The following is a 24,269-nucleotide window of genomic DNA, read 5'->3' as shown; positions in this document are numbered from 1 at the left end:
GATTTTCATCCGCCCTTTTTCATTTGGCTCGGCTATAGCTCCATCATGTTCGATTTCGCCGCCTATGCAGGACTGTTCTCCGCCGCCTTCATCGCCGCCACGATCTTTCCGATGCAGTCGGAAGCGATCCTGGTCGGGCTTATCCTGGCCGACCGGTATTCGCTCATCGCCCTGCTGCTGGTTGCTTCGGTCGGCAACACGGCGGGCGCTGCGGTCAACTGGCTGCTCGGGCGCGGTGTCGAGCGATTTCGCGACAGCCGCTGGTTTCCGGTCAGCGAGGACAAGCTGGACAAGGCTCAGGCCTGGTATCGAAAATACGGGAAATGGTCGCTGTTGCTGAGCTGGCTGCCGATCGGCGGTGACGCCATCACGGTCGCGGCCGGCGTGCTCAAGGAACCGCTGCCGACCTTCCTGATCCTGGTGTTCATCGGCAAGGCGCTACGCTACGTGGTGCTTGCGGTGGCTACGCTCAGCCTGATCTGATCAGCGCCCCTGCCCCTCGTTGCCGAAATCGGCAAGCGTCTTCCAGAAATCGCCGAAGAACTGATGCGCGAAGGTTTCGAGCGAGGTGCCCGGCGGCTGTTCGTTCCAGAGTTCTCCCCCGCCCGCAAGGCGCCTATGACGACAGCGGCGAGCAGGCGCACGCGCAACCGCTCCTCGTCGCTTCGGCTTCGGGCCTTCAGCGCTTCCGTGAGTTTCAGCTCGAGTTTGGCATATTTGAGCTGGTCGCGGGCCTTCAGCGTCGGCGTGCGACGGATCAGTTCTCCGAGCGCCATCGCTCTTTCGTCGGCTGCCGAGACGATGGCGCTGACGAGGCCGTGCTGCACGGCCTTGACCGCCGGCTCGTCCGCTGGCCTAGACGCGATCGCCGCCATCAGATGGTCGGCAAAGCCGTCCTGCCACGCGAACACGACCTCTTCCTTGGACGGAAAATAGTCGAAGAAACTGCGTTTCGAAACCTCAGCGCGTTCAGCAATTTCCTCAATCGTCGCGGCGTCGAAGCCGCGCTCAAGGAACAGGCTCATCGCCGCTTCCTCGATGCGTTGCCTGGTTTGCCGGCGCTTGAGCTCCCGCCGGCCTTCCTTGGCGCCATCAGTCGTCCTGGTCATTGCATCCGATTTTGTTCAGCCACCCGTTTCGTCGGCATTGTGGACCGAACCGGCTTCTGCCTCGGCACGAGGTCTGGAACGCTCCCGCGTCAGGTCCAACGGTTTGCGGCGGGAAATCCGGTAGACGGCAGCCGGTGGCAGGTTGCGCACGGTGTGGCCGATATGCACGGCCTTCAGGCCCAGCCGGTCGAGGATCGGCCGCGGCACCGGGCAGCGCGGGCCGTAGGTGAACTGATAGAAGGAACCGCCCGGACGAATATAGGTAAAGGCGCCGCCGAGGATCGCGGTAATCTTGCGCGGAGACATGGAGAGCAGCGGCAGGCCGCTGATGACTGCGCCCACCGGTTCGCCCTCGAAAATATCTTCATGGGCGAGCTTTGCCGCGTCCATCTGCAGAACCCGCGCTTCCGGAAACCGCCGCTGCAGGCCGGGAACGAATTCCGGACCGTATTCGATCAGGGTAAGGTCGGATTGGGCAACGCCGCGCGCAAGCAGCGCACGGGTGAACACGCCGGTGCCCGGACCGAGTTCGATGACCGGACCGTCGAGGGGAGCGATCTCCTGGGTCATCAGCCGCGCGAGCGAATCCCCCGAAGGCGCCACCGCCGCAACCCGCAATGGATTGCTGATCCAGGAACGGAAAAAATGCAGGAAATCGGAGAATGCGGCATCTGCTGTCATGGTCAGAGACTCACCGGTTTGAAAATGCAATCGAGTATTCCGCCGACCTTGACAGCCCGCATGGCAATTCCAAGGCATGGGAACCTCCGCTCAAGAAAAATACGCATATCGGCCGCAGAATTGTGCAGTGCAGCGCCTACGCCGTTACATTTAAGAGATATTTGCACCGAGTGCAAGATTTTAACGAGAATTTTGCGTTACGCCCTGGGTTGGGACGGAACGATTTGAAGCCCCTATATTTTTTCGGGAACAACCGGCGCTTGTTCCCATTGAACAATCTCCCGGAAGAAGTCGACAACATCAGGAGGAGTTTATGAAAAAGCCGGTCACTGAATTGGGCGAACAGAAAACGGAACTCCACCGTGTCATGGGACCCGGATTGCTGCTGCTGTTCATCGTCGGGGATATTCTCGGGACGGGCATCTATGCCCTGACAGGCCAGGTGGCCGCGCGGGTCGGAGGGGTGGTCTGGCTGCCCTTTCTGATCGCCTTCGTCGTCGCCCTCCTCACCGCTTTCAGCTATCTCGAACTGGTTACCAAATATCCGCGCGCTGCCGGCGCCGCCCTTTATACCCACAAGGCCTTCGGCATCCACTTCGTCACGTTCCTCGTCGCCTTTGCGGTGATGTCGTCGGGCATCACCTCGGCGGCGACCGCATCGCGCGCCTTCGCCTCCAACTTCGCGACCTCGCTCAGCCTCGATCTCGGCACTTGGGGCGTACCGCTGATCGCGGTCGGTTTCATCGCTCTGGTTGCCGCCATCAATTTTCGGGGCGTCGGGGAAAGCGTCAAGATGAACGTGGTTCTCACCGTCGTGGAACTCACCGGCCTGCTGATCATCATCGGCATCGGCTTCTGGGCGATCGCCGGCGGCCAGGGCGACGTTTCCCGCGCCTGGACCTTTGCGGCGCCCGACAATGGCGGCGTCTTCTGGCCAGTCATCGCAGCAACCACCCTCGCCTTCTTCGCAATGGTCGGCTTCGAGGACTCGGTCAACATGGCCGAGGAATGCAAGGAGCCGAGCCGGATGTTCCCGAAGGTGCTGCTGACCGGTCTGGCGGTAACGGGCCTGATCTACGTCCTGGTGGCGATCTCGGCGATCACGCTGGTACCGGCCAATGAACTCGGCCAGGGCGAAACCCCGCTGCTGAAGGTCGTGCAGGCCGGCGCACCGGGCTTTCCGATCGGCATCTTCGCGGTCATCACCATGTTCGCGGTGGCCAATTCCGCGCTCATCAACATGATGATGGCGAGCCGCCTGATCTATGGCATGAGCCGCGAGGGGGTTCTGCCGCAGGTGCTTGGCAAGGTCCATTCGGGCCGCCGCACGCCCTATATCGCGATCGGCTTCACGTCGCTGCTTGCGGTCGGCCTGATCCTGTTTGCCGGGGGCGTCCCGGCGCTCGGCGGCACCACGGCGCTGCTGCTTCTCTGCGTCTTTGCGATCGCCAACGTCGCAGTGCTGGTCCTGCGCAAGGACACGGTCGAGCACAAGCATTTCCGCACGCCGACCATCCTGCCGGTACTCGGTGCGATCTCCTGTGCCTTCCTCGCCGGCCCCTGGACCGGCCGCGATCCGGTCCAGTATCTGATCGCCGCCTGCCTGCTCGGCCTCGGCGTCGTGCTTTGGCTCGCAACCATCGGCATCATGCGGGCGTCGACCCAGCCTGCTTGAGGCTCAGTCCTTGCGGCGAATCGAAAGCCGTCCGTCCGCGCCGATATGCGGCACCACATCGAGATAGCCGGGTATTTTCGAATGCCCGGTTTCGATCGGATGGGAATGGGTGGCGGTGATGACCATGACGTCGGCCCCTGCCGCCTCGCCCGCCTGGATGCCGGCAGGCACGTCCTCGAATACCAGCACGTCCGACGGGCTGACGCCGAGCCGTTCCGCACCCAGGATGTAACCTTGCGGATTGGGCTTGCCGACGGTGACGTCTTCAGCGGTCACCATGTAGCGCGGCTGCGGAATACCGGCAGCGGCAAGCCGGACCTTAGCGAGCTCGATCGGCGACGACGTGACGATCGCCCAGCGTTCAGGCGGCAGCGCGGAGAGGAATTCCACTGCGCCGGGGATAGACACGACCCCTTCGACATCCTCGATCTCGCCGCGCAGGATGCCCTCGGCTTCAGCGGCCGGATCGACGCCCGGCAGGTTCAGTGCGCTGATCGTGTCGATCCCGCGCTTGCCATGCATGGTCGGCAGGAATGCTTCCACGTCGAAACCCATCTTCGCCGCCCAGCGTCCCCAGACGCGTTCGGCGGATGCGATCGAATTCAGGATCGTGCCGTCCATGTCGAACAGGAAAGCAGCATAGGTTTTTTCGGGAAGGGAGAGGTCGGCGGCGGGAAGAGGCACGGAACGTTCCTTTAGCGTCGGATTCCGACTCGGGGATATGGCCGGAACTGCCGCATTCCGAGTAAATGCAATGATGTCGAAAGGCAATTGCCGGCAAAGAACCGGTGATCTCGTTCGGGCTATTTCGATCGCGAACGCAGGAACTGAGACAGGGCAACGCCGATCGCGATGCCCACGGCAACACCGATGCCGATATTGTCGAAAACGGCTGTCCCGAGCACCGTGCCCAGCCCGACGCCGACGGCTATTCCTGTCGCAATGGTCATCGCGAGACCATTGCGCGCCCAAATGGCGAGAGTTTGTCGTGCATCCTTGTCTTCCCGCATCGAAGCGATAGAACTTGGCGACCAAGCCGGACAAGGAGGGTGTTTTGGCCGATATTTCTGTACGGCATGCGGACCTTGCCGATCGCGGCGTGCTGATCACCGGTGGCGGTTCCGGCATCGGCGCCGCCTTGGTGGAAGGTTTTGCGGCACAGGGTGCCAAGGTCGCCTTCATCGATATTGCGGACGAGCCGAGCCTCGAACTGGTGGAACGTCTCTCCGAGACCGCCCGGCATCCGGTCCTCTACCTGAAAGCCGATCTGCGCAACGTCGCGGAGACGAAAGCCTCCGTCGACAGGGCCGCGCAAGAACTCGGGTCGCTGTCGGTGCTGGTCAACAATGCCGGCTGGGACGACCGCCACGAATTCGAGACGGTGACCGAGGAATACTGGGACAACGCCCAGGCGATCAACATCAAGCAGATGTTCTTCGTCTCCCAGGCGGCGGTCCCGCACCTGCGCGAGGCCGGCGGCGGCGCGATCGTCAATTTCTCCTCGATCGCCTATCTGCTCAACATGGGCGGGCTGCCCGCCTATGCGACAGCCAAGGCCGGGATCATCGGCCTGACGAAGAGCCTCGCCGGAAAGCTCGGGCCGGAAAACATCCGCGTCAACGCCATCCTGCCGGGCATGATCGTCACCGAACGGCAGAAGAAACTCTGGCTGAATGACGACAGCATCACGGCGATGGTCGCGCGCCAGTCCTTGAAGCGGGTGCTGATGGCTGAGGACCTGGTTGGCCCCAGCCTGTTCCTTGCCTCGAATGCATCCGCGGCCATGACGGCCCAGACAATCATTGTCGACGGCGGTGCCCTCTAGACACAAAAATACCGCGCGGGTTCCCGGTGGAAAGAACCCGCGCGGCGCCGGAGGTAGACCTTACTCCGCTGGAGAGAGAGCGGGAGCCGCCTCCTCCGTACCGTGCTGCCGCAGAGGGCGGCTGCCGGTGAGCAAACGTGCCAGCATGTAGAAGACCGGTGTCATGAAGATACCGAAGAACGTCACTCCGATCATGCCGGAGAACACCGCGATACCCATGGCGGAGCGCATTTCCGCACCCGCACCGGTCGAGACGACCAGCGGCACGACACCCATGATGAAGGCCATCGACGTCATCAGGATCGGACGCAGGCGCAGCCGGCTTGCCTCGACCGCCGCCTGGAACGGCGTCCTTCCCTGGAACTCCAGTTCCCGGGCGAATTCCACGATCAGGATCGCGTTCTTCGCCGAGAGACCCACAAGGACCACGAGCCCGATCTGGGTGAAGATGTTGTTGTCTCCACCGGTGAGCCAGACCCCGGTCAAGGCGGCAAGCACACCCATCGGCACGATCATGATGATCGCAATCGGCAGCGTCAGACTTTCATACTGGGCAGCGAGCACGAGATAGACGAGCAGCAGCGCCAGCGGAAAGACCACGATGCTGGAATTGCCGGCGAGGATCTGCTGGTAGGTCAGGTCCGTCCATTCGAACTCGATGCCGGAAGGCAGCGTCTCGTCGAGGATCTTCGTAATCGCAGCCTCTGCCTGGCCGGACGAGAATCCCGGTGCCGGACCGCCATTGATATCGGCGGACAGGAAGCCGTTGTAACGCGTCGTGCGTTCCGGACCGGTCTGGGCATCCACCTTCAGGAGAGCCGAAAGCGGTATCATCTGGCCGGACTGCGAACGGACCTTCAACTGGCCGATATCTTCCGGCTTGGCGCGGAATTGCGCATCCGCCTGCACCCGGACGCTGTAGGTGCGGCCAAACGCGTTGAAGTCGTTGACATAGAGCGAACCCAGATACACCTGCAGCGTTTCGAAGACATCGGTCACCGAGACGCCGAGCTGTTCTGCCTTGGCGCGATCGAGGTCGGCATAGAGCTGTGGCACGTTGATCTGGAAGCTCGAGAAGATGCCGGCGAGTTCCGGCGTCTGGTAGGCCTTGGCGATGACTGCCTTGGCCGCCTCGTCCAGTGCCTGGTTGCCCAGGCCGGCACGATCCTCGATCTGCAGCTTGAACCCGCCCGTCGTTCCGAGGCCGTTGACCGGCGGCGGCGGGAACATGGCGATATAGGCGTCCTGGATGGCGCCGAACTTCTGGTTCAGCTGCATGGCAATCGCACCGCCCGAAAGCTCCGGTGTCTTGCGGTTTTCGAAGTCGTCGAGAACTGCGAAGACGATGCCGGCATTCGAGCCGATCGTGAAACCGTTGATCGACAGGCCCGGGAACGCGATGGCGTGCTCGACACCCGGCTGTTCCAGGGCGATGTCGCTCATCCGCTTGATCACCTCTTCCGTGCGGTCGAGGGTTGCGCCGTCCGGAAGCTGAGCGAAACCGATCAGGTACTGCTTGTCCTGCGCCGGCACGAAGCCGCCCGGCACCGCGTTGAACATGCTGTAGGTCATCGCCACAAGCGCGAAGTAGATGATCATCACCAGGCTCTTGCGGGAAAGCAGCCCGCCGACCGTGCGTCCGTACCCATTCGAGGCGGCCCCGAAGGCACGGTTGAAGCCGCGGAAGAACCAGCCCAGGATCGCGTCCATGAACCGCGTCAGCCAGTCCTTCTTGGCGTGATGGTCCTTCAGCAGAAGGGCTGCCAGCGCCGGCGACAGGGTGAGCGAGTTGATCGCCGAGATGACAGTCGAAATGGCGATCGTCAGCGCGAACTGCCGGTAGAACTGACCGGAGAGGCCGGTGATGAAGGCGAGCGGCACGAAGACCGCGACCAGCACGAGCGCGATTGCGATGATCGGGCCGGAGACTTCCTTCATGGCCTTGTAGGTCGCATCACGCGGACTGAGGCCGTTCTCGATATTGCGTTCGACATTTTCGACCACCACGATTGCGTCGTCGACGACGATACCAATCGCCAGAACCAACCCGAACAGCGTCAGCGCGTTGATCGAGAAGCCGAAGGCGTACATGACCGCAAACGTGCCTATGATCGAGACCGGCACGGCAATCAGCGGAATGATCGACGCCCGCCAGGTCTGCAGGAACAGAATGACAACGATCACGACGAGCGCGATCGCTTCAAGCAAGGTCTCGATGACCTTCTCGATCGAGGCGCGCACGAACTTGGTCGTATCGTAGACAATCTCGTATTTGACGCCTTCCGGCATCACTTTCTGAAGTTCGTCCATCGTCGCACGGACGTTATCGGCGATTTCGATCGCGTTGGAACCGGGTGCTTGAAGGACGGCAACGGCGACGGCCGGCTGGCCATCAAGCAGCGAGCGCAGGGTATAGTCCGCCGCGCCGAGCTCGATACGGGCGACGTCGCGCAACCGCGTGATCTCGCCGTTTTCGCCGCTCTTGACGATGATGTTGCCGAACTCCTCCGGGGTGCGCAGGCGCCCCTGGGCATTCACGTTGAGCTGCAGGTCGACGCCGGGCCGGCTCGGCGATGCGCCGATGATGCCGGCGGCAGCCTGGACGTTTTGGCTACGGATCGCATTCGAGATGTCGCTTGCGGCGAGCGAGTGTTCGGCCGCCTTCTGCGGATCGATCCAGACGCGCATGGAATAGTCGCCGGCGCCGAAGACCTGAACCTGTCCGACGCCCTGGATGCGGGTGAGCCGATCCTTGACGTTCAGCGTCGCATAGTTGCGCAGGTAGGTGATGTCGTAACGATCGGTGTCGGAGACGAGATTGACGACCATGATGAAGTCGGGCGAGCTCTTGACGGTCGTAACCCCAAGCGCACGCACTTCCGCCGGCAGGCGCGGTTCCGCCTGGCTGACGCGGTTCTGCACCAGCTGCTGCGCCTTGTCCGGGTCGGTGCCCAGCTTGAACGTCACAGTCAAGGTCAGCACGCCGTCGGACGTCGCCTGGCTCGACATGTAGAGCATGTCCTCGACGCCGTTCACCTGCTCTTCGAGCGGTGTTGCGACGGTCTCGGCGATGACCGTCGGGTTGGCGCCAGGATAGACGGCACGCACGACGATCGAAGGCGGGACCACATTGGGATATTCGGAAATCGGCAGCGACCGCATGCCGATCAGGCCTGCGACCACGATGAGGATCGACAGCACGGCCGCAAAGACCGGTCTGTCGATGAAAAACCTGGAAATATTCATGTCAAAGCCCTCTCTCCGGGGTTGAACAAGAGGCGAAACGGCCCCGGCTCGCGGCCGACAAGGCCGCAAGCTCCACGAACCGGAACTGGATGAGTGTTGGAAAGCGGCGGACTAACCGCCGCTCAGAGCGTTACTTGTTGGCGACTTTCGCCTCTTCCTGGGGCTGGACAACCGCGCCCGGACGGATGCGCTGCAGGCCATTGACGACGATCCGGTCGCCCGGATTGAGGCCCTTCTCGACGATCCGCATGCCATCGACCGCCGTGCCCAGCTCCACCTGCCGGTACGCAACGGTATTGGCCGCATCGACCACGAAGACGAACTTCTTGTCCTGATCGGTGCCGACGGCCTTTTCGCTGACCATCAGGTGATCCTGCGCCTTCGGCTGGCCCATGCGGACCCGCACGAACTGGCCCGGGATCAGCTTGCCACCCGGATTGTCGAAGACGGCGCGCACACGGATCGTGCCGCTCGAGGCGTTCACCTCGTTGTCGATGAGCTGCAGCTTGCCGCGGATCGGCGTGCCGTTGGCGGCGAGCGTGCTCGCCTCGACCGGCACCTGTTCGATCGCCGGTACGCCGTCCACGAGCGGAAGGTCGGCGAGCGTGCTGGACACCAGGTCTTCACCGGCATCGAAGCTCGCATAGATCGGATCGGAGGAAACCAGCGTCGTCAGCGGGGCGGAGGCGGAACCCGCCGCCACCAGATTGCCGACCGTGATTTCCAACTTGCCGGCCCGGCCTGCGATCGGTGCCCGGATCTCGGTATAGTCGAGATTGAGCTGCGCCGTCTTCAATGCCGCCTTGGCGGACTGGAGATTGGCCAGCGCCTCACTCTGGGCGCTCTGGCGCTGGGCGAGATCGCTCTGAGAGATGGTGTTCTTGGAGACGAGGTTCTTGCCGCGCTCGAGTTCCGTGTTGGCAAGTTCCACCCTCGCCTGCGCCGAAGCCACCTGACCTTCGGCCTGAGCGACCGCCGCCTGGTAGGGCTCCGGGTCAATGCTGACGAGCAGGTCGCCCTGCTTCACCAGTCCGCCTTCGCGGAAATGCACCGACTGGATGGCGCCGGTGATGCGCGGCCGGATCTGGACGCGGTCGACGGCTTCCAACCGCCCGGAAAATTCCTGCCAGGTGGAAACGTTGCGCGGCTCGACGGTGGCGACCGTCACGGGGACGGCCGGAGCAGCAGCAGCCGTCGCAGGCGCGGCATGGGCGCCCTGCGGCAGATCGAGATAAACCGAGGCACCGGCAATCAGTGCAGCCGTGCTCAGTCCAGTGCCCCACAGGGCCCAGCTTTTGATCTTCGAGGTCATCTGTAATCTCCTTACGGCCTTGGGAGTCGGCCGTTATTTACCTTCAAATATGCTATGCTTCGAACTTAATTCTTGGACGAAATCGGTGAATTCGGCGCAGAGCGTCTTCATCCACTTGCCGTCGCCTTCTCTGTAAATGCCCGTCCAGCCGCAGCTGGCCGGGAAAATCTTCCGCCTGACCGAAACGCCGGCCTCACTCAGACGCGCCGCATAACCGAGCGTTTCGTCGCGCAACGGATCGTCTTCCGATGTCACGATGAGAGCCGGCGCGACACCCGAAAGCCGCGAACAGAGGCAGGGTGCCGCATAAGGATGCTGGAACCCGCAATGGGAGCCGAGATAATGGCTCCAGCCCTCGGCCCAGCGTTCGCCCATGCCGATCTCGTCCGCCTTGCGGAAGGATTGCGTCGTCATCATCGGGTCGATCATCGGCGACAGCAGGATCTGGCCGCTCAGTTCGCCCGGCATCAGATCGCGCGCCTTCAGCGCCACGCCGGCCGCGACATTGCCGCCCGCCTCGTCGCCCGCGACGAAAAGCAGAGACTTCGCGCTGCCGAACTGCTTGCGCCGGCCGGCCAGGCATTGAAGCGCCGCAAAAGCGCATTCCATCGCTTGCGGAAACATGTTCTGCGAGACACTGCTGTAATCAGCTTCGAGTACCACGGCCCCCGACTCGGCCAATGCCTTTGCAACTGGCCGTTCGTTTTCGCCGCGCTGCTCATTGAGAAACGCCCCGCCTCGCAGATAAAGTACCAGCGGCGGAGCCTTAGCCTTGGCTGCTCCTTCATAGACACGCATCGGCACAGCCGGCATGGCCGACTTGTCAAATGCGATGTTTTCCCACTGCGCGGTCATTGAAAAATCCTCGGACAAACCCCTAGTAAAAGCGGGGTACTTGCCGTCAATCTTGAACCTGATATTATTATTCGGGTGAAAACACACAAGCTCACGGCATTCGACAACACTATTCCATATTTCGGAACAATGTTGCGACGCAGCAGGAATCAGGACAATGGATCAGCTTTCGGCAATGCGCGTATTCGTCCGCGTCGTGGAAACCGGCAATTTTACCCGGGCTGCAGCGACCCTCAACATGCCGAAAACGACGGTGACCAATCTCGTCCAGAGCCTCGAGAGCCATCTGCGCACGACGCTGCTCAACCGGACGACCCGCAAGGTGATGGTGACGACCGACGGCGCGCTCTATTACGAGCGGGCGATGCAGATAATCTCCGAGCTCGACGAACTCGACGGCAGCATCTCGAATTCGCAGCGGCAGCCGTCCGGGCGGCTGCGGGTGGAAATGGCCGGCGCCTTTGCCGATTTGCTGGTCATTCCGAATTTATGCGATTTCCATACGCGTTTTCCGCAGATCAGGCTCGATATCGGCGTCGGCGACCGGCTGGTCGATTATATCGCCGAAAACGTCGATTGCGCGCTGCGCGCCGGCACCCCGACCGACCAGTCGCTGATTGCCCGCAAGGTCGGCGAGATCAGCATGTCCGCCTATGCGGCACCACTCTACATCCGCAATTTCGGGGCGCCCGAACGCCCGCAGGACCTGCAGGAAGACCATTTGGCCGTCGGTTACCTGAGTGCCCAGTCCGGCCGGGTGAGGTCCCTGGAATTCCATCGCGACGACGAAAACGTGGAAATCACACCCCGTTACGTAGTCTCCGTCAACGATGCCCGGACCTATGTGAACGCGGCCATATCCGGCATGGGCATCGTGCAATCGCCGCGCTTCATGGTGAGGGAGGCGGTGGAGAAGGGCGAACTTGTCGAAGTGCTCTCCGATTGGCGCTGCGGATCCCTGCCCCTCTACATCGTCTATCCACAGACCCGCCACCTCTCCAACAAGGTGCGGGTCTTCGTCGATTGGCTCGCCAAGCTGGTTCAGAACCTCAAGGTCGAGGAAAGCCGCGAGCAGATGCGCAAGGCGAGTTAGCTCTGGCTTGCCAATGAGGCGACGACCGCCCTGATGTCGTTCGGCGCCTTCCTGGATTGGACGCCGTTGTCCCGGCACGGCGTCGTTCGGCGCTCCGACAGCCAAAAAATCATGCCCTCCGCAAAGGAATTTATGCCTGAGCTAGTACGGGGATGATAAAGCGCTCGGACGTTTGTTCGATGAATGGAATACCGACAGCATGACTCGTTGGGGACATGTCACAATCGCTGTTCTGGGAGGAATCGCGGCGGCCCTGCATGTGGGCAAGGTGCCGCCCGCCATCCCCCTGCTGCGCTCCGAGCTCGGGATAGACCTCGTGGCCGCCGGCTGGCTGATGGGGCTTTCAAGCGCTCTCGGCGCCGCCTGCGGCATCCTGATCGGCCGGTTCACCGATTACCTGACCCATCGCCGTGCGATGATCCTCGGTCTTGCCCTTCTGATCGCCGGCAGCCTGATCGGCGCCCTCACCCATTCGGAAACCGTGATCTTCGCCAGCCGCGTGCTCGAAAGCGTCGGCCTCATCATGGTCTCGGTCGCCGCCCCCGGCCTGATTGCTGCTTCAGTCGAGCTGCGCGACACCGGCCTTGCTTTTGCTCTCTGGGGTATCTGGATGCCGGTCGGCGTCGCGGTGATGATGATGATCTCGCCCTTCCTGCTGCCGAGCTTCGGCTGGCAGGGGTCATGGATTTTTGCCGCCATGCTCAGCGTCATCCCGATGGTCGCGCTGCTGACGATGAAGGTGCCGAAGCCGCAGGCTACGGGACATCCGACAACCTCGCTGCTGACAGCCGTCAGCCTCACAGCCTCCCGGCCGATGTCCTGGATACTGTCGGGTATTTTTGCCGCTTACAGCGCCAGCTTCATGTCCGTCTTCGGTTTCCTGCCGACACTGCTGATAGAGGAAATGGGAACAGGCCTGACGGCGGCGTCCATCATGACCGCGCTCGCGGTGCTCGCGAACGGCGTCGGCAACTTGGTCGGCGGCGTATTCGCGCGTTGGGGCGCCCCGCGCTGGGTGCTGATCGCCGGCCCCTGCGTGATGCTGACGCTGACCGCCTTCGTCGTCTTCGGCCATGGCTTTCCGCTCTGGACGCGCTACGGAGCCTCGGTGCTCTACGCGGTGTCTGGCGGCGTCCTGCCGGCCACGATCATGGGGGCACTGCCCGTCTATGCACCGCGCCGCGACCTCGTCGGAACGTTCAGCGGCTTCGTCATGCAGGGGTCCAATATCGGCCAGGTCTTCGGACCCATGCTGCTCGCCTCGATCGTTGCGGCATCCGGCTGGCAGGGCGCGCCGTTCTACATCGCCGCAGCAACGGGCCTCGGCCTAATCCTGGCGCTCTGCCTGCGCCAGACCGAACGCCGCATCGCAGCGACGAGACCGGAAACCGCCAGAACGATGTGAGCCAGAAGGGTCGAGAATGGCTCATCCACCAAGGCGCGGCGAGGAAGCCGGGCTCGATTTGCGGGCTGGCGTGCAAAGTAAAATCGGCTAGTCTCTCCCGGATCAGACAAGCGAGCCCGGCCATGAAACATCACGTCTCCGCCTCCTCCAAAACCTGCGCCTGGGGTTATTTCGACGCCGCCCGCGAGCCGGTGCTGACGATCGACAGCGGCGACACGGTGGTGATCGACACGGTCTCCGGCCCTGCGGAAGTTCTGCCCAAGGAAGGGTTCACCATCCTTCCCGAACATCTCGAAATTCACGAGAACTGCCGGCCGATCATGCAGGGCCATATCCTGACCGGCCCGGTCGCCGTGCGCGGCGCCAGTCCCGGCCAGGTGCTGGAGGTGAAGATCCTCGATGTCGAGCTGCGCCAGGACTGGGGCTATAACGTCATCCGTCCGCTTGCCGGCACGCTCCCTTATGATTTCGAGACGCCGCGGATGATCACCATTCCGCTCGACAAGCAGAGGAATGTCGGCCGCCTGCCCTGGGGTCTCGACCTGCCGCTGGCGCCCTTCTTCGGGGTGATGGGCGTCGCTCCACCGCCGAACTGGGGCCGCATCACCTCGATCATGCCGCGTTCGCACGCCGGCAATATCGACAACAAGGAACTGGTCGCCGGCACCACGCTCTATCTGCCGATCTTCAACGAGGGCGCGCTGTTTTCCTGTGGGGACGGTCATGGTGCCCAGGGCGACGGCGAAGTCTGCATCACCGCGATCGAGACGGCACTGCGCGGCACCTTCCAGCTGACCGTGCGCGGCGATCTCGATTTCGTCTATCCACGGGCTGAAACCCCGACGCATTACATCACCATGGGCATGGATCCGGATCTCGACCAATGCGCCGTCATGGCGCTGCGCGACATGATCGTGCTGCTCGGCGAAAAAGGCGGCCTGTCGCGCGAAGACGCCTATACGCTCTGCAGCCTCGCCGGCGATCTTCGCATCACCCAGACCGTCAACGGCTGCAAGGGCGTGCATATGATGATGGCGAAGAACCTCGTCGAGCGCACCGCCTGAGCTGGTGGTCAGCCGAAAGGCGATTGGCATTGGCGGCGCGGGCCGCCGGCGAAGGGCTGATAGCTGTTGTCCTCGGCCTGGTAGGACCGGTAACGGGCAAAACACCATTCCTCATGGGATCCGGCCGGAACGCCGGCATCGACTGCCTGCGACTGTGCATAGCCCGCCACAGCGTTGTCGGCTCGCTGGTTGGCGCGGGCAGCCGGTGTCTCCGGAAGCGGCTGCAATTCGTCCTGCATCTGCGGGGCTTGCGCCTGGTCGGGAACCGGTGCGGCGGCAACAGTCTCAATCGCGGGCGCGCCCGGTGCCTGGCACTGCCGACGGGGGCCGCCGCTCAAGGGCTGGTAACTATTGTCTTCGATGCGATAGGACTTGTATCGCGCGAAGCACCAGTCCGCCTGGGCGGGATCGACCATGGCTTTCCGCTCTTCGGTCGGCTGCGGCAATATGGGCGGCTGCTGCGGATTGAGAGACCCGGTCACCGTATTGTCAACGGCTCCCCCCGAGTCGGTCTGCTGAACAGCAGGCGTTTCCCGCGTATCGGCTGCAACTGAAGCCGGAGGCGTCGCGGTGGGCAGGCGCTGATAATCCTGGCCGACGGTGTCAACGGCCTTCGGTTTGGAGGTCCACAGATCCGGCGTATCCATATGGGCGAACTTATGGGGTTCAGGTTCGGCGATCACGTTCGCGGTGATGATCACGCCGCTCAGGAACACCAGAACGAGCAGGACAAGGCTGCCCAAAAGCAAGAGGATTGGCTTCATGACCGCTCTCCCATTTCGTTTTGCAGACCAAATGCGGATCAGGCGCCGGAGTTCCCGTCGAGGGAGCAAAAGAAGCAGGATTGGAGATCACGGATGATGACAGGGCGACATGCGCCCCCGTCTTCGTCCAACTCTTCGAAAGAGGAGATGGTGGGTGATGTAGGGCTCGAACCTACGACCCGCTGATTAAGAGTCAGCTGCTCTACCAACTGAGCTAATCACCCAAGAACCATCTGTGCGAGGCGTGCTCGCCAGCGGTGTGAGGGGCGTATAAAGGGGATCGTTCGGCTTGTCCAGCGGCTCGGCTAAAATTATTCGCCCGACCGGGCAAAAAATCCATCGGGCCCCATTTTGCGCCTGATGGAAACCTCTCCGCAGCTCAACAAGCGATGCAAAAACGAAAAGTTTCAAAGTCTTAGTGCGTCACAATATCGCAACCTTCGACAAGACGGCGAAATTCAAAGATAGAGCGTGCCTTCCGCAACCTTGATTGCCTGGCCGCCGATGCGGGCCCTGGCGATCTCTCCCTCCTTCACGTCGATATGCAGATGGATCAACGACGGACGCCCCATCTCCACCCCCTGCTCCACCAGCACCGGGTGATGGCCGTCCGGGAGCGCATCGAAATGCCGGATCGCGCCGGAGAGTGCGGCAACGGCAGCGCCCGTGGCCGGATCCTCGGAAATCCCCATGTCCGGCGAGAACATCCGGGCATGGAACTTTGCCTGATGGTTCACGCCGCTGCGGCAATAGACGTATGCCGATGCAAGCGATCCCTCGACGAACGGCGCTGCCTTTTCCCACAAGGCCGTGTCGAATTCGAGATTCTGGACCGTCGCCAGATTGTGCAACGGGATCATCAGGAAGGGCACGCCGGCACTCCAGATGGAGGCGGCATGGTTCTCGAAACCGATATCCGTCGATTTGACGCTCAGCGCATCGGCCAGCCCCTGCCGGTCGAGCGGAAGCTCGATCTGCACCGGCTTTCTCGGCAGGTCGAACTCGGCAAATCCGGCCTCGCCGGCACGAAGCCGTACGGCGCAGCGCACAGGGCCGACATTTTCCTCCAGCACGCAGACAAGATCCATGTCGGGCTGCCCGGCCCCGGGTCCGGACCCATGATTGAGTTCGGCGAGCGCCACCGCCGTTCCGACGGTCGGATGCCCCGCAAAAGGCAACTCCCGGCCCGGCGTGAAGATGCGCAGACGGGCTGCATAGGCTGCATTCGCGGAAGACTGAACGAACACCGTTTCGGAGAGATTCATCTCCCTGGCGATCGCCTGCATTTTGTCGTCGGCAAGGTCGTCTCCATCGAGAATCACCGCCAGCGGATTGCCAGCAAGTCGTCTGTCGGTGAAGACGTCATAGATGCTGTAGCGACGGGCCAACCACACCTCCCCGTGTTTCGATGGCGCCAAACTGCCCGACCAGTCGGCTCAAAGCAACCCTGTTCAGCGCATCGACCGGCCGAAAAACAGGTCGAGAATCGGGAACATCAACGGGCTGTAGGGATGCGCGCCGCGATCGGCCGAACGGATCGCCACCGCTCCGGCAATCTCCTTTTCCTCGTCATGCACCATATGGTCGGCAATCCGCGCCAGCATCTCCTGCGCCGTAAGGTCGAAGCGATAGAAGCGGAAGCCGACGACCCGGTGCCCGCCGTAGCTGGCGAAGAGTTGCCGGTCCGCCTTCGCTTCGGCAAGGTCGAGGCCGGTTTCCTCCCGAACTTCACGGTACATATTGGCCTCGAGATCGAGCTTGCCGTCGACGATGTCCAGGAGATCGAGCGAGCCGGCGGCGCAATAGACCTGACCCGGATTGGCGGTCCTTTCGCTCATCCGGACGGCGATGATCGCCCCATCGGACGAAACGGGCACGGCAAAGCCGAAGAGATGGAAGGCGCCGGCGGGATCAGGCTGTCTCCGCCACCATAGAAGCGTCGAATAAGGGATGACATGCGCCTCGCCGATGATCACGCCGTCCCGGAACGAAAGCCTGTTCTGCAGCACCATCTGGCCGTTGAAGAGATGTGGATTGGCCGCCGCTTCGCGCGCCCAATTCTCCTCTATCTCGTCCCGGTGCGCGACATAGATGGGATGCGCTCCGGGCAGGACCGAAAGATCGAAAGCCTCGACCTCGAAGACGGTATTTTCGGCGGGCCAGCCACTGATCGTCTGGATGGTCATCGAAGCTCCAGCGACATCACGACGGGGCAGTGGTCCGATGCCTTCGGCCGGTCCCAGCCGATGCGCGGAAACCGTTCCACTTCCTGTCCCGGGGGAAAGACGGTGCGATAAGGTTGGCCGCCGCGGATGATCTCCGGCACGCTCTCGGGGTTGTGCTCAGCGAGCGCCGGCGACAGCCAGATATAGTCGAGCTGGCAGAGATGCTGCTCCTCCGGCCCGCGCGCATGATAGAGCGTCCAGCGATCCATCACCTCGCGGCGCGTAACCGCGTTGACCACGAAGCCGTCGTCGGTGAAGACATTCAGCGCACTCACCTCTTCGCTCCGCGGCTCGAAGAGGTAGCCCTCGCGGCGTGTGCCGATCACTTGCACCTTTTCCTGATAGTCGTTCATGTCCCCGCAGATGGCGAAGTTCTTGTCGGCGGTTCGTCCCTCGCCGAAACGGCGTTCGACGATCTGGCGCACCGCTTTCGCCTCCGCCATGCGGACCGCCATCGTGCCGGTGCGGCCGTCCTGGCCGTCGCGGGCATTGCCCATGGATTTGAAATGCACGACGAACAGCGAGAAGGGCTTGCCCCCGATCGTCAGCTCCAGTTCCAGGCAGTCGCGCTTGAAGATCTTGTCGTGGGCCTGGTTGCTGAGCGCCAGTTCGTCGTTGAAGAGGCCGAGGTCCTGATAGGTCAGCATGGCGTGGCTGCGCACGTCCTGCACCTCGATCTTCTCGCCGCTGCGGGTCTCCTCGCGCATCAGCACGGCGACATCGATGCCACGTGAATCATTGCCCTCGACCAGATATTTCTGGCGGTAGCCGTTGCCGACCATGCGGTAGAGATAGCCGTATTCGAAGGCCTGCAGCGCCGGCATGTTGTCGACCTCCTGCAGGCAGAGGATGTCGGCATCCGCATCGGCGATCGCCAGTGCCGAAAGCTGCCGCGTGTCGTCGGTCTCGGCGATCAGGCGGGCCTGTTCGAGCTGCTGGTAGACGGCCTTGTCCTGCACGTCGTAGAGCCGCAGCACGCGGTCCTGCCGGAGCTGGTTGCGCCAGCCGGAAAAATCGAAGCGCGTCATCAGGTTTTCAATGTTGAAGGTGCCGAGACACAGCGACATGAGAGGGATTCCTTTTCTTGGCGAACAGCATAACCATGGCGACGCCTGGCTACAATCTCCAGGCCGCACGGATGACGATCGACAGACGATCGCCGACCTTGACCGGCTGGCGGCTGAAAGCGCGCAATGCCTGTCCGTCCGGCAGAGCGAGACGCAGCGCATAACGCTCGCCCTCGAACAGCACCGAGAGGACGGTGGCCACCTGTCCTTCCGCCGCGATTTCGACGTCCTGCGGACGGACGAGGATATCGGCACGCGCTTCACCTGCCGGTCCGGTGAGGATCTCCTGCATGGCGGGCCAGTCGAAAAGCCGCCTATCACCGAGCGGTGACGGAAGTGAGAGGATAGCCCCCTGCCCCACGAGGCCGCCGACCAACCGGCCCTCCGGCCGGGCATAGATTTCCTCCGGCGTCGCCACCTGCAGCAGCCGGCCCTCGGACATTACCGCGACGTCGGTCGCAAGCGCCATCGCCTCCGACTGGTCATGGGTGACATAGATCATCGTCGCACCGGATCGGGCGTGAAACTCGCGAAACGTCTCTTCCATCTCCTGGCGCAGGTGCCGGTCGAGATTGGCGAGCGGCTCGTCGAGCAGCACGACGTCCGGTTCGGTAACGAGACAACGGGCGAGCGCCACGCGCTGCCTCTGGCCGCCGGAGAGATCCGCCGGACGGCGGTCCGCGTAGGCCTCGAGGCGGACGGCGGCAAGCGCCTCCCTGACCTTGCGTGCACGTTTCTCGCGCGAAATGCCGCGCACCTTCAAAGGGTAGCCGACATTTTCCGCGACGCTCATATGCGGCCAAAGCGCATAGGACTGAAAGACCATAGCCATGTTGCGATGTTCAGGCGACACCATCTCGCCTGCGTTCGCCAGAACGCGCTCGCCGAGCAGGATCGAGCCGTCGCTTGGCTGTTCGAAGCCGGCGATCATCCGCAGCACCGTCGTCTTGCCGCAGCCGGAGGGCCCAAGCAACGCCAGGAAGCCGCCTTCGCGCACCGTCAGCGACACGTCGTTGACGGCCGCACGGCCGCCGGTGTCGAATGTCTTGGAGAGGCGGTTGAGGATCAGCTTCGCCACGGTACCACACCTTTCGGCAGTCGTTTCGCCATCAGTTCCAGCACCACCATCATCGCGATCACCATGATGACCACGAGGACGGACAGTGCCGCAGCGATGTTGAAACTGCCGCTGTCATCGAGATTGTAGATCAGCACGCCGAGTGTCTGGGTGCCCGCCGACCATAGGAGTGCCGAGACGGTCAGCTCGTTGCAGGCAATCAGGAACACGAGGATCACCGAGGCGCCCGCAGCCGGTGCCACCAGCGGCACGAGAATATCGACGAGCCGGCGCGCGAACCCTGCTCCGGAAAGCCGCGCCGCCTCCTCGAGAGAAGGATCGAGCTGGCGGAAGGCGCTCACCACCGGTTTCAGGCTGACCGCGAAGAAACTTGAGAAATAGGCGATCAGGATGATCCAGATCGTCCCGTAGATCGAGATGCCGATCACCGGAATGGGTGCGGCGAACAGCAGGATGAAGGCAACCGCCAGCACGATGCCCGGCAGCGCATAGGGGATCTCCGCGAGCGCCGAAATGAGGCCCACAAGGCGACTCTTGCTGCGCACCAGGAAATAGCCGGTCAGCACCGTCACCACCAGGAGACCGAAGGCGGTGGCAAGCGACAGCGAGAGGGAATTGGTGAACGCGATGCGCGTCGCCGCCTGGCGCAGGAGGATTTCCTCATAGGCCTTGATGGTGACGGTCGCCGGGCTGAGCCGCACGCCATAGGCAGGTGCCAGCGAACTTGCGACGAGCGCGATCAGCGGCATGGCGAGGATCAGGAAGATGGTCAGCCACAAAAGCAGTTCGGCAAGCCACCGCCACGCGCCGAGCCGGAACACGGCGACCTGCCCCGACAGGCCGATGACGCGATAGTCGCGGCCGCGCAGTACCCGGGCCTCGACCATCAGCCCTATGACCGACAGGATCGCAATCAAGCCGGACAAAACCGAGATGTCCGCGAACGTGCGGGGACCGAAAGCGGCGAATTTGGAATAGATCAGGGTCGGCAATGTATAGATCCCGGCGGGGATGCCAAGGATCGCCGGAATGCCGAAATTGCCGACGCAGGAGACGAAAGCGATGGCCGCACCCGCTGCAAAACCCGGCAGTGACAAGGGCAAGATGACGTCCTTCAACACCTGAAAGGACGACGCGCCGGAAAGCCTCGCCGCCTCCACCGCATCGCGCGGTAGCGCAAGCAGCCCGGCCCGGAGCGACAGGTAGACCAGGGCCGCATTCTGTACGCCGTAGAGCAGCGCGATGCCTCCGATCGAATAGAGCGGCTGCGGTGAACCGAGCGGCGGCGCAAGCCCCAGCGCCTTCAGGAGCGCGCTCGAAGGCCCGGTCATGCCGATCCAGGCAAGCGCCGTCACCTGCGGCGGGATCATCGTCGGCAGCATGAACAGGAAACCGAGAAGAGCCTTGCCTCGGATGTCAAACAGCGTCAGCAGCAGCGCGAAACCGCCGCCCAGGACGACCGCTGCGATCATGCCGAAGAAGGAGGTCGACAGCGTGTCGTAGACCGAGCACCACAGGCCCGGGTCTGACAGCAACTCGCTCGCCCCGCCCCGGAAGGCGGACATGATGCCGGTCGCGGCAAGCCGGCCGAGCGGCAGCACGCTCAGGCAGAAGATCACGGTTACGACAAAAGGAAACAGCCAGCGTGGCTGGCTGTTTCCCTGTTTTTGAGGTCGCGTCATATGGCGCTTATATCAGCCTTTGATGCCGAAGATATCCGCGAAGCCCTTGACGTCCTTCTCGGAGTTCTTGAGCGCATCGGGAGCATTGATCGGCAGGACCTTGATCGTCTCGCGCGCCGGGAAGCCGGCCGGCACGGCCATGCCGTTGCGGGCCGGAATGTAGCCGAGCTTCAGGAAGCCTTCCTGGCCCTTCTGCGAGAGGACGTAGTCGATGAACTTCTTGGCATTGTCCGCATGTTTGGTGGAGGCAAGGATCGCTGCCGGCTCAGTCACCGCGGACACGCCTTCCTTCGGGAAGACGAACTCGACGGGAGCGCCCTTCGCCTTTTCGCGGATCGGCAGGTAATCGACGACGAAGCCGTAGGCCTTCTCGCCCGAAGCAACGGACTTCAGGATCGCGCCGTTGCCGCCGGCGGCTATCGCGCCGTTTGCCTTGAGGTTCTTGTAATAGTCCCAGCCGAGGCTGGGGATGCCGGAGAGCGTCTGTGCGTGGATGAGGGCGGCACCCGAGGCGAGCGGGCTCGGCATGGTGACGAGGCCCTTGGCTTCCGGCTTGGCAAGGTCTGCCCAGCTGGTCGGCTTCATGGCGGCCTGGGTGTTGTAGATGATGCCGGTGGTGATCAGCTTGGTCGAATAATAGAAGCCGTCGGCGTCATAGAGAGCCTTGTCGTAATTGGCGGCTTCCGGGGACTTGTAGGCCATCAGCTGGCCTGCCTGCTTCATGCGCTCGAGCGTCACCGTGTCGGCGATCAGGAGAACGTCGGCCGCCGGATTGCCGGCCTGGATCTCGGCATTGAGCTTGGCCATGATCTGCGGCGTCCCGTCACGCACCCACTGCACGTCGAGCCCCGGATTGGCAGCCTTGAAACCGTCGACGGTCGCCTGGGCGTCCTCGTTCGGCTGGCTGGTATAGAGCACGAGATCGGCGGCCTCAGCGGCGCCGACAATCATGCCAATGGCCACGAGGGCGGTGAAAGCGGAAAGAAGGTTCTTCATCGGAGCATCCTGTTCGAACATAAGCTGGGGACGATAAGCATCCCAGCTTGACAGCCATGTGACAGGCAGGCGGGCAACGCCGATCTTGCGGCGTGTTTTACCAGCGGCGACCGAAATTCGAAGACTAAATTTACTGTGCTCAGATCATTCCGGCACAACAACGGCGCAAAACCCGCCCCTTCAATTGTTTCGCAACCTAATCCTGCCATCCCGTGCACCAGGGTATAGTTCGGGGACACAAGATGAAAAAACGGGAAAACTGGGGCGCGCGACTGCGCTATGGGTTCGACAAGAGCATGGCAGGCGGCGCGATTGCGCTGATCGGCTGGCTGGCGGTGATATCGCTGATCGTCATCATGATAGCAGGCGCGATCCTTGCGGTCACCGGCATTGCGCCGGAGGGCGCCGAACCGCTCGGCTTCGTGGAAGGAACGTGGGAATCGCTGATGCGCACCTTCGACGCCGGCACCATGGGCGGCGACCAGGGTTGGAGCTTCCGCCTGATCATGCTGCTGGTCACGGTGGCCGGCATCTTCGTCTTCTCCGCGTTGATCGGCGTCATCTCGTCCGGCCTCGAGGAAAAGCTGGACGAGCTGCGCAAGGGCCGCTCGCGCGTGCTCGAAACCGAACACACGATCATCCTCAACTGGTCGCCCTCGATCTTCGACGTCATCTCGGAGCTCGTCATCGCCAACCAGAGCCGCCGCAATCCCCGCATCGTCATCATGGCGAACAAGGACAAGGTGGAGATGGAAGACGAGATCGCCACCAAGGTCGCCGATCGCAAGAACACCAAGATCATCTGCCGCAGCGGCGACCCGACCGATCTCTACGACCTCGGCATCGTCAACCCGCAGACCTCGCGGTCGATCATCGTGCTGTCACCGGAAGGTGAAGACGCGGACCCGCAAGTGATCAAGACCGTGCTGGCGCTGGTCAACGATCCGAACCGCCGGGCGGAGAAATACATGATCGCTGCGGAAATCCGCAACGCCGACAATGCCGAAGTGGCAAGGATCGTCGGCGGCGGCGAAATGCAGCTCGTGCTCGCAGACGATCTGATCGCCCGCATCGTCGTCCATACCAGCCGGCAGGCGGGCCTGAGTGCGGTCTATTCCGAACTGCTCGATTTCGACGGCTGCGAGATCTACACGCTCGAACAGCCCGGCCTCGTCGGAAAGTCCTTCGGCAATGCCGTCCTTGCCTACGAGAACAGCACGCTGATCGGCCTCTGCGACAAGGATGGCGCCATCCACCTCAATCCCAACCCCAACCAGGTGATCGTCGCCAGCGATCGCGCGGTCATCATCGCCGAAGACGATGGTGCGATCAAAACCTGGTCCGGCGACATGGGCATCGACAAGAATGCCATCAAGGCGATCGTCAAGCGCATCAAGACTGCGGAGCGCACGCTGATCCTCGGCTGGAACCGCCGCGGCCCGATCATCGCCACCGAGCTTGCCCGCTACGTGGCGCCCGGCTCGCGGCTGACGATCGCCGCCGACACGCCGGAATTCGAAGGGGAAGTCGCAGCGCTCAACCTCGACAAAGCCCTGCTTGTCGTCGATCACCGCGTGATCGACACCAGCAGCCGCTCGGCGCTCGACGCACTCGACATTCCGTCCTACGACCACGTCCTGGTTCTCGGCTACAGCGACAGCATGATGGCGCAATCGGCCGACACGCGCACGCTGATCACCCTGCTGCAACTCCGCAAGATCGGCGAGACGGCTGGCAAGCACATCAGCGTCGTCAGCGAGATGATCGACGTGCGTAACCGCGAGCTTGCGGAAGTCACCCGCGCCGAGGACTTCGTCGTCAGCAACAAGCTGGTCAGCCTGATGCTCGCCCAGGCATCCGAAAACGAATCGATGGCGGCGATCTTCGACGAGCTTCTGGATGAGGCCGGTTCCGAAATCTACATGCGGCCGATGGGCGACTATGTCGATATCTCAAAGCCGGTGAACTTCTTCACCGTGGCGCTCGCAGCCCTTCGCCGCGGCGAAATCGCCATTGGCCACCGCCGCCAGCGGCCGGGCGATGCCGATGCCAGAAACCTCGGCGGCGTGGTCGTCAATCCGCCCCGCACCGAAATGACCACCTATGCCGACAGCGACATGCTTATCGTCCTGGCCGCCGACTGACGGACAGCCGAACAGGCAAGTCCGGCAAACAAAAAAGCCTGCCGTTCT

At 62.6% G+C, this 24,269-nt stretch carries 20 protein-coding genes, 1 tRNA gene and 1 pseudogene; 7 read left to right on the top strand and 15 right to left on the bottom strand.

What is annotated here, in order from left to right; translation table 11 throughout:
* The first annotated feature begins 45 nt into the window (after positions 1-45).
* Positions 46-483 (top strand): YqaA family protein, encoded by a 438-nt coding sequence (locus LZK81_RS10965; RefSeq protein WP_046606918.1) that lies wholly within the window; start codon positions 46-48, stop codon positions 481-483.
* Here the strand turns inward: LZK81_RS10965 and LZK81_RS10960 are convergent.
* Positions 484-1,109, bottom strand: a pseudogene (locus LZK81_RS10960) (TetR family transcriptional regulator). It abuts the gene before it with no gap.
* A 15-nt stretch (positions 1,110-1,124) separates the two neighbouring features.
* Positions 1,125-1,790: a class I SAM-dependent methyltransferase gene (locus tag LZK81_RS10955; RefSeq protein ID WP_046611359.1), complete on the bottom strand. Its 666-nt coding sequence runs from the start codon at positions 1,788-1,790 to the stop codon at positions 1,125-1,127.
* 313 nt (positions 1,791-2,103) lie between these two features.
* Here LZK81_RS10955 and LZK81_RS10950 point away from each other — a divergent pair, with 313 nt between their 5' ends.
* Positions 2,104-3,465 carry an APC family permease gene (locus LZK81_RS10950; RefSeq protein WP_233956271.1) on the top strand — a complete coding sequence of 454 codons (1,362 nt, stop codon included), beginning with the start codon at positions 2,104-2,106 and terminating at the stop codon, positions 3,463-3,465.
* 3 nt (positions 3,466-3,468) lie between these two features.
* On the opposite strand, the gene LZK81_RS10945 is transcribed toward LZK81_RS10950, so the two are convergent.
* Together LZK81_RS10945 and LZK81_RS10940 are read right to left on the bottom strand one after the other, a co-directional pair.
* Positions 3,469-4,149 (bottom strand): HAD family hydrolase, encoded by a 681-nt coding sequence (locus LZK81_RS10945; RefSeq protein ID WP_418936488.1) that lies wholly within the window; start codon positions 4,147-4,149, stop codon positions 3,469-3,471.
* 119 nt (positions 4,150-4,268) lie between these two features.
* Positions 4,269-4,415, bottom strand: a complete 147-nt coding sequence (locus tag LZK81_RS10940) for a hypothetical protein (protein ID WP_172717028.1) — start codon at positions 4,413-4,415, stop codon at positions 4,269-4,271.
* A 104-nt stretch (positions 4,416-4,519) separates the two neighbouring features.
* Here LZK81_RS10940 and LZK81_RS10935 point away from each other — a divergent pair, with 104 nt between their 5' ends.
* A complete protein-coding gene (locus tag LZK81_RS10935; protein ID WP_233956269.1) occupies positions 4,520-5,290 on the top strand; it encodes an SDR family NAD(P)-dependent oxidoreductase in 771 nt (256 codons plus the stop codon).
* Between the two features lie 60 nt (positions 5,291-5,350).
* Here the strand turns inward: LZK81_RS10935 and LZK81_RS10930 are convergent, their stop codons facing one another.
* The 3 genes from LZK81_RS10930 to LZK81_RS10920 all read right to left on the bottom strand — a co-directional run bounded on the left by LZK81_RS10930 (position 5,351) and on the right by LZK81_RS10920 (position 10,703).
* Positions 5,351-8,536, bottom strand: coding sequence for an efflux RND transporter permease subunit (locus LZK81_RS10930; protein WP_233956268.1), 3,186 nt, complete (start codon positions 8,534-8,536; stop codon positions 5,351-5,353).
* 130 nt (positions 8,537-8,666) lie between these two features.
* Positions 8,667-9,848, bottom strand: a complete 1,182-nt coding sequence (locus tag LZK81_RS10925) for an efflux RND transporter periplasmic adaptor subunit (protein ID WP_233956266.1) — start codon at positions 9,846-9,848, stop codon at positions 8,667-8,669.
* A gap of 33 nt (positions 9,849-9,881) precedes the next feature.
* Positions 9,882-10,703, bottom strand: coding sequence for an alpha/beta hydrolase fold domain-containing protein (locus LZK81_RS10920; protein ID WP_233956264.1), 822 nt, complete (start codon positions 10,701-10,703; stop codon positions 9,882-9,884).
* Between the two features lie 157 nt (positions 10,704-10,860).
* Here LZK81_RS10920 and LZK81_RS10915 point away from each other — a divergent pair, with 157 nt between their 5' ends.
* The 3 genes from LZK81_RS10915 to LZK81_RS10905 all read left to right on the top strand — a co-directional run bounded on the left by LZK81_RS10915 (position 10,861) and on the right by LZK81_RS10905 (position 14,265).
* The gene (locus LZK81_RS10915) at positions 10,861-11,796 is read left to right on the top strand and encodes a LysR family transcriptional regulator (protein ID WP_046606844.1); all 936 of its coding nucleotides are present in this window, start codon (positions 10,861-10,863) and stop codon (positions 11,794-11,796) included.
* 199 nt (positions 11,797-11,995) lie between these two features.
* The gene (locus LZK81_RS10910) at positions 11,996-13,201 is read left to right on the top strand and encodes a CynX/NimT family MFS transporter (protein ID WP_233956262.1); all 1,206 of its coding nucleotides are present in this window, start codon (positions 11,996-11,998) and stop codon (positions 13,199-13,201) included.
* Between the two features lie 122 nt (positions 13,202-13,323).
* Positions 13,324-14,265: an acetamidase/formamidase family protein gene (locus LZK81_RS10905; protein WP_046606843.1), complete on the top strand. Its 942-nt coding sequence runs from the start codon at positions 13,324-13,326 to the stop codon at positions 14,263-14,265.
* Positions 14,266-14,273: 8 nt separating this feature from the next.
* Here LZK81_RS10905 and LZK81_RS10900 read toward each other — a convergent pair whose 3' ends face one another.
* The 8 genes from LZK81_RS10900 to LZK81_RS10865 all read right to left on the bottom strand — a co-directional run bounded on the left by LZK81_RS10900 (position 14,274) and on the right by LZK81_RS10865 (position 22,077).
* Positions 14,274-15,029 carry a BA14K family protein gene (locus LZK81_RS10900; RefSeq protein WP_233956260.1) on the bottom strand — a complete coding sequence of 252 codons (756 nt, stop codon included), beginning with the start codon at positions 15,027-15,029 and terminating at the stop codon, positions 14,274-14,276.
* Between the two features lie 148 nt (positions 15,030-15,177).
* Positions 15,178-15,253: transfer RNA gene (locus LZK81_RS10895), tRNA-Lys, on the bottom strand.
* A gap of 234 nt (positions 15,254-15,487) precedes the next feature.
* Positions 15,488-16,417 carry a PhzF family phenazine biosynthesis protein gene (locus LZK81_RS10890; RefSeq protein WP_233956258.1) on the bottom strand — a complete coding sequence of 310 codons (930 nt, stop codon included), beginning with the start codon at positions 16,415-16,417 and terminating at the stop codon, positions 15,488-15,490.
* 63 nt (positions 16,418-16,480) lie between these two features.
* Positions 16,481-17,215 carry an NUDIX hydrolase gene (locus LZK81_RS10885; protein ID WP_233956256.1) on the bottom strand — a complete coding sequence of 245 codons (735 nt, stop codon included), beginning with the start codon at positions 17,213-17,215 and terminating at the stop codon, positions 16,481-16,483.
* Positions 17,212-18,321: an endonuclease/exonuclease/phosphatase family protein gene (locus tag LZK81_RS10880; RefSeq protein WP_233956255.1), complete on the bottom strand. Its 1,110-nt coding sequence runs from the start codon at positions 18,319-18,321 to the stop codon at positions 17,212-17,214. The genes LZK81_RS10885 and LZK81_RS10880 overlap by 4 nt, the downstream gene beginning before the upstream one ends.
* Before the next feature lie 49 nt (positions 18,322-18,370).
* Positions 18,371-19,399 carry an ABC transporter ATP-binding protein gene (locus tag LZK81_RS10875; protein ID WP_233956253.1) on the bottom strand — a complete coding sequence of 343 codons (1,029 nt, stop codon included), beginning with the start codon at positions 19,397-19,399 and terminating at the stop codon, positions 18,371-18,373.
* On the bottom strand, positions 19,387-21,081 hold the full coding sequence (locus tag LZK81_RS10870) for an ABC transporter permease (protein ID WP_233956251.1): 1,695 nt from the start codon (positions 21,079-21,081) through the stop codon (positions 19,387-19,389). The genes LZK81_RS10875 and LZK81_RS10870 overlap by 13 nt, the downstream gene beginning before the upstream one ends.
* A 12-nt stretch (positions 21,082-21,093) precedes the next feature.
* Positions 21,094-22,077, bottom strand: a complete 984-nt coding sequence (locus tag LZK81_RS10865) for an ABC transporter substrate-binding protein (RefSeq protein ID WP_233956249.1) — start codon at positions 22,075-22,077, stop codon at positions 21,094-21,096.
* A 242-nt stretch (positions 22,078-22,319) separates the two neighbouring features.
* Here LZK81_RS10865 and LZK81_RS10860 point away from each other — a divergent pair, with 242 nt between their 5' ends.
* On the top strand, positions 22,320-24,221 hold the full coding sequence (locus tag LZK81_RS10860; protein WP_046612950.1) for a CASTOR/POLLUX-related putative ion channel: 1,902 nt from the start codon (positions 22,320-22,322) through the stop codon (positions 24,219-24,221).
* Positions 24,222-24,269: the final 48 nt, after the last annotated feature.

The organism is Neorhizobium galegae, assembly GCF_021391675.1.
In the GTDB taxonomy this organism is placed as follows: domain Bacteria; phylum Pseudomonadota; class Alphaproteobacteria; order Rhizobiales; family Rhizobiaceae; genus Neorhizobium; species Neorhizobium galegae_B.
This window is presented reverse-complemented; position numbering and strand designations above follow the sequence as displayed.